At 74.4% G+C, this 5,908-nt stretch carries 5 protein-coding genes; all 5 read left to right on the top strand.

What is annotated here, in order from left to right:
• Positions 1-232: hypothetical protein (locus AC0CYZ_RS04570; RefSeq protein ID WP_472212775.1), on the top strand; the 232-nt coding region annotated here is incomplete at its 5' end.
• Between the two features lie 29 nt (positions 233-261).
• Positions 262-669 carry a nucleoside-diphosphate kinase gene (gene ndk, locus AC0CYZ_RS04565; RefSeq protein WP_472212773.1) on the top strand — a complete coding sequence of 136 codons (408 nt, stop codon included), beginning with the start codon at positions 262-264 and terminating at the stop codon, positions 667-669.
• Positions 670-686: 17 nt separating this feature from the next.
• Positions 687-2,726 (top strand): TIGR03960 family B12-binding radical SAM protein, encoded by a 2,040-nt coding sequence (locus tag AC0CYZ_RS04560; RefSeq protein WP_472212771.1) that lies wholly within the window; start codon positions 687-689, stop codon positions 2,724-2,726.
• A complete protein-coding gene (locus AC0CYZ_RS04555) occupies positions 2,723-3,652 on the top strand; it encodes a TIGR03936 family radical SAM-associated protein (protein ID WP_472212769.1) in 930 nt (309 codons plus the stop codon). Before AC0CYZ_RS04560 ends, AC0CYZ_RS04555 begins: the two co-directional genes overlap by 4 nt.
• Before the next feature lie 157 nt (positions 3,653-3,809).
• On the top strand, positions 3,810-5,908 hold a 2,099-nt coding region (locus tag AC0CYZ_RS04550; RefSeq protein WP_472212767.1), incomplete at its 3' end, for a translation initiation factor IF-2 N-terminal domain-containing protein.

Genomic DNA, 5,908 nt, shown 5'->3' with positions numbered 1-5,908 from the left:
GGCCGCGGCGGTGGGGTGGGAGGTGCTCGAGGTGCGGGCCGACGTGGCGGAGCAGTGGGGGACCCGGACGCGGCCCGCGCCGCTCGACGTCGTCGTGCGGGAACTCGAGCGGGCCGGGGACCGGTGGGATCCCGTGCCGCGGGTGGGGGGCCGGTCGCCGTGGCGGCTGCCGCGGCCGCCGGGCCCGGACGGGGAGTGCGACGGCGGTCTCAGTAGGCTCGTCCCCGCCTGATCCGTGTCGTCCGAGGAGTGAGGAGTGCCGTGTCCGACGAGCGCACCCTGGTGCTGGTGAAGCCCGACGGCGTGCAGCGCGGCCTGGTGGGCGAGGTGATCCGGCGCATCGAGGCCAAGGGTCTGCGTCTGGCGTCGCTGGAGCTCAAGACCGTGGAGCGCTCGCTGGCCGAGCAGCACTACGCCGAGCACGCCGAACGTCCCTTCTTCGGCGAGCTGATCGAGTTCATCACCTCGGGTCACGTGGTGGCCATGGTCGTCGAGGGCCCCCGGGCGATCGCGGCGTTCCGCCAGATCGCGGGCGGCACCGACCCCGTCGAGAAGGCCGCCCCGGGGTCGCTGCGCGGGGACCTCGCGCTGGAGACCGGGTCGAACATCGTGCACGGCTCGGACTCCTCGGAGTCGGCCGAGCGCGAGATCAAGCTCTGGTTCGGCTGAGGCCTACCCTGGGCCGCATGTCCGTCGAAGCCATCACCCGCGGCGGCGCGCCCGAGTCGGTCTGGGACCGCCTCGAGCCGTTGCTGCCGCGCGTCCGCAAGCCCGTGCAGTACGTAGGGGGCGAGCGCAACGCGACGGTGACGCCCTGGGAGGACGCGCAGGTCCACTGGGCGCTCTGCTACCCGGACGCCTACGAGGTGGGCCTGCCCAACCAGGGCCTCATGATCCTCTACGAGGTCCTCAACGAGCGGCCCGACGCCCTCGCCGAGCGCACCTACGCGGTGTGGCCGGACCTCGCGGAGCTGATGCGCGAGCACGGCGTCCCGCAGTTCACCGTGGACGCCCACCGTCCGGTGGCCGCGTTCGACGTCCTGGGCGTCTCGTTCGCGACCGAGCTCGGCTACACCAACCTGCTCGAGATCCTCGACCTGGCCGGTGTCCCGCTGCACGCCGAGGAGCGCACCGCCGAGCACCCGCTGGTGCTCGCGGGCGGGCACGCGGCGTTCAACCCGGAACCGATCGCACGGTTCGTCGACCTGGTGGCGCTCGGGGACGGCGAGCAGGTCGTCGGGGAGATCACCGAGGTCGTCCAGGCCGCGAAGGCCGAGGGCCTGGACCGGCGGGCGACGCTCGAGCGGCTCGCCCGGGTGCCCGGGGTCTACGTGCCGGCGCTCTACGAGGTCGCCTACGGCGAGGACGGCGCGATCACCGAGGTGCGCCCGACGACGGACGCCGCCCCCGCCCGCGTCCACAAGCGGACGACGTCCGACCTGGACGACTGGCCGTACCCGAAGGCCCCGCTCGTCCCGCTGGCTGAGACCGTCCACGAGCGGATGAGCGTGGAGATCTTCCGGGGGTGCACGCGCGGCTGCCGCTTCTGCCAGGCCGGGATGATCACCCGGCCGGTCCGCGAGCGCTCGAAGCGCGGCGTGAGCGAGATGGTCGAGCAGGGACTGGCCGCCTCGGGCTACTCCGAGGTCGGGCTGCTCTCGCTGAGCTCGGCCGACCACTCCGAGATCGGCGAGATCGCGAAGGGCCTGGCCGACCGGTACGAGGGCACCGGCACCGGGCTCTCGCTGCCCTCGACGCGGGTGGACGCCTTCAACGTCGACCTCGCCGAGGAGCTGACCCGCTCGGGGCGCCGATCGGGGCTGACGTTCGCCCCGGAGGGCGGCTCCGAGCGGCTGCGGCGCGTGATCAACAAGATGGTCTCCGAGGAGGAGCTCATCCGGACCGTGTCGACCGCCTACGAGCACGGCTGGCGGCAGGTGAAGCTCTACTTCATGTGCGGGCTGCCGACCGAGACCGACGAGGACGTGCTGCAGATCGCGACGATGGCCCACGAGGTCATCCGGGCCGGGCGCCGCGCCGCCGGCCGGGGCGACGTGCGGACCACGGTGTCGATCGGCGCCTTCGTCCCCAAGCCCCACACGCCGTTCCAGTGGGCTGCGCAGGCCGCGCCGGAGGTCGTCGACAACCGGCTGCGGAAGCTGCGCGAGGCGATCAACTCGGACCGCTCCCTCGGGCGCAACATCGGGCTGCGCTACCACGACGGCCAGCCGTCGCTGATCGAGGGACTGCTCTCGCGCGGCGACCGGCGCGTCGGCGCCGTGATCGAGGCGGTCTGGCGCGACGGCGGGCACTTCGACGGCTGGAGCGAGTACTTCTCCTTCGAGCGGTGGGAGGCCGCGGCGGCGCGCGAGCTCGCCCCGGAGGGCGTGGACCTCGCCTGGTTCACGACCCGCGAGCGCGACGGGGACGAGGTCCTGCCCTGGGACCACCTCGACTCCGGCCTCGACCGCGGCTGGCTGTGGGACGACTGGCAGGACGCGCTCGACTCGCGGGAGCAGGACGACTGCCGCTGGACGCCGTGCTTCGACTGCGGCGTCTGCCCGCAGATGGGCACCGAGATCCAGATGGGCCCGACGGGGGCCGAGATGGCCGCGACGGGGCGGATGCTGCCGCTGACCCCCGTCGAGACCCGGCGGTCGACGCCGGTCCGCAACCCGGCCCTGGCGTCGTCGGGATCCGACGCAGCCGACGGGACCGGCCCGTGAGCCGCGGCGGGGCGGCCGCGCACCCGTCGGCGCCGACCGTCGCGAAGGTGCGGATGCGCTTCGCCAAGCGGGGCCGCGCCCGGTTCAGCTCACACCGCGACGTGGCCCGGGCGATGGAGTGGGCGCTCCGCCGGGCCGGGGTGCCGGTGTCGCTCTCGCACGGCTTCAGCCCGCACCCCCGGCTCTCCTGGCTCGGGGCCGCGCCCACCGGGGCGGCCAGCGAGGCGGAGTTCGTCGAGATCGGGCTGACCGAGGACCTCGAGCCCGCGGCACTGGCCCGGGAGGTCGACGCGGTGCTGCCCGAGGGGATCTCGGTTCTCGAGGTGGTGCGCGCCGGACCCGGATCGCTGGCGGACCGGATCGACGGCTCCGTCTGGAAGATCACGATGCCCGGGGTGGAGCCGGACCGGTTGGCGGAGGCGGTCGCCGTCCTCGAGGCCACCCCGGTCGTCGAGGTCGAGCGGATGACCAAGAACGGGCTGCGCACCCTCGACGTCCGCGCGGCGCTGGTGCGGCTCGCCGTCGAGGGCGCAGACGGCGTCACGGGCGCGCTCGACGAGCGTCACCCGAACGATGCAGGATCGCCAGATGACGAGCCGGGGGACGGCCGCCGACCGCAGGATGACGCCGCCCGGCGCGCCACGGGAGAGGTCACCGACCGCCGTACCCGTGCGGCCCCGTCGGTGTGTGGGACACTGTCGGTGGTCGTACGGCACACCACGCCGGCCGTACGACCCGACGACGTGGTGAGCGCGCTGCGCACCGTCGCCGGGTTGGAGCCGCCCGTCCCCGTCACCGCGACGCGGACGGCGCAGGGCCGGCTCGGCGCGAGCGGAGCGTTGCTCGACCCGCTCGAGGAGGACCGCGCGACGACCGGTCGCGCATCCGTCCCCGGGTGGCACGCCGGCGAGGATCGCTCGGACTGAGGACGGCGCGGGGCCCGATGGGTCGCCGCCGTGCGAGTCCGGGCGCTGAGATTCGGCGGTCGTCGGCACCCGAAGCCGGAGACCGTTCGGCGAGACCACGCGATGCCCTCGTGTGGCCGCGACCGTGAGGGTCGCGCCCGGGGGCCGAAGGAGTTGCATGACCGAGAACGAGGCTCAGCCCCCTGCCTCACCGACGGGCCGCCCCGACGACGCGGCCCTGGCGTCCCTGCCCGACAAGCTGCGGGTGCACGCGCTCGCCCGGCTGGTCGGGTCGTCGAGCCGCGAGGTGCTGGCCGTGCTCGCGCGGCTCGACGTCGCGGCACGCAGCGCCCAGTCCAGCGTCGACCGGACCACGGTGTCCCGGGTCGTCGACGAGCTGTTCCCGGCGGAGACCGTCGCGGCCGTTGCGGCCCCCGAGGCGCCGGCTCCGTCCTCTAGCGACCCGGTCACCCCCGCGCCGACCGACGACGCCGAGCCCGCCGGGGACGACGGGTCCGGGCAGGTCACCGGGGCGATCGGCGGTGCGCCCGCCGCCCCCGCCGCGCTCTTCCTCGCCCCGGACGTCGCGACGCCCGAGGCGGAGGGCACCACCCGCCGTCGCCGGCGGAGCAGTCGCTCCACCGGGGTCGTGACACCGGACGAGGCGACCGAGACGGCGACTCCCGCGGCGGCGGCCCCGCCCGTGGTCGAGACCCAGGACACCCCGGACGCCGAGGAGTCGGACGACACCGGCTCCGGGCCCGAGGCGCAGGGCGACGCCGACGACGACGACGGCGGCCGCAAGCGCCGTCGCCGCGGGCGCCGGGGCCGCGGACGCGGCCGTGGCGGACCCGACGACGAGTCCGGCGACGACTCGCCCGACTCCGACGAGGACTCCACCGACGCGCCCGCCGCCGACACCACCGGCTCCGACGACCAGTCGTCGGACGACGAGGGGGACGACTCGGGCGACGACGACTCCGACGACTCCTCGGACGACTCGACCTCCTCCGGGTCCTCGCGCCGGCGGCGCCGTCGCCGCCGCCGGAGCTCCGAGGACTCCGGCGACGGCTCGACGCCCGACGACCCGCCGAACACCGTCACCCACGTCCGCGAGAAGACCGAGGCCGAGGCCCGGAAGCGCTCCAGCGACGACGAGGTCAAGGGCGTCAAGGGCTCCACGCGCCTCGAGGCCAAGCGGCAGCGCCGCCGGGACGGGCGCGAGCAGGGCCGCCGTCGTCCGGCGATCCTCTCCGAGTCGGAGTTCCTGGCGCGCCGCGAGGCCGTCGAGCGGACGATGGTCGTGCGCCAGCAGGCCGACCGGAACCAGATCGGCGTGCTCGAGGACGGGGTGCTCGTCGAGCACTTCGTCGCCGGCAGCGGCCAGAACTCGATGGTCGGCAACGTCTACCTCGGCCGCGTCCAGAACGTGCTGCCCTCGATGGAGGCGGCCTTCGTCGACATCGGGCGCGGCCGCAACGCCGTGCTCTACGCCGGCGAGGTCAACTGGGACGCCGCCGGGCTCGACGGCAAGCAGCGCAAGATCGAGCACGCGCTCTCCTCCGGCGACAGCGTGCTGGTCCAGGTCACCAAGGACCCGGTGGGCCACAAGGGCGCGCGCCTGACGACCCAGATCAGCCTGCCCGGCCGCTTCCTGGTCTACGTGCCCGGCGGCGGCGCCACCGGCATCAGCCGCAAGCTGCCCGAGCAGGAGCGCAAGCGCCTCAAGGAGATCCTCAAGCGGATCGTCCCGTCCGAGGCCGGTGTCATCATCCGCACCGCCGCCGAGGGCATCGAGGAGGCCGAGCTCGAGCAGGACGTGCGCCGGCTGGCCGCCCAGTGGGAGGTCATCGAGCGCACCGGGCGCGAGGCGGCCGAGGGCGGCGGCGGCAAGGGCAAGGGATCCGGCAAGGGGTCGGGCAGCAAGGCCCCGACGCTGGTGCACGAGGAGCCCGACCTGCTCATCCGGGTCGTGCGCGACATGTTCAACGAGGACTTCTCCTCGCTGGTGATCTCCGGCGAGCAGGCCTGGGAGACCCTCGAGGGCTACATCTCCCACGTCGCGCCGGAGCTGGTGCCGCGGCTCTCCCGCCACACCGGACCCGAGGACGTGTTCAGTGCCTACCGGATCGACGAGCAGCTGGTGAAGGCGCTCGACCGCAAGGTGTGGCTGCCCTCGGGCGGCACGCTGGTGATCGACCGCACCGAGGCCATGACCGTGGTCGACGTCAACACCGGCAAGTACACCGGCTCCGGGGGCAACCTCGAGGAGACGGT

The sequence above is a fragment of the Actinomycetospora sp. genome (assembly GCF_055612215.1).
The sequence above is the reverse complement of the archived record's forward strand: the minus strand, read 5'-3'. Positions and strand labels throughout refer to the sequence as shown.

Excerpts from the sequence above, each read along its gene's own strand:
- AC0CYZ_RS04560 (WP_472212771.1), top strand. The coding sequence starts at position 687 with ATGTCCGTCGAAGCCATCACCCGCGGCGGCGCGCCCGAGTCGGTCTGG.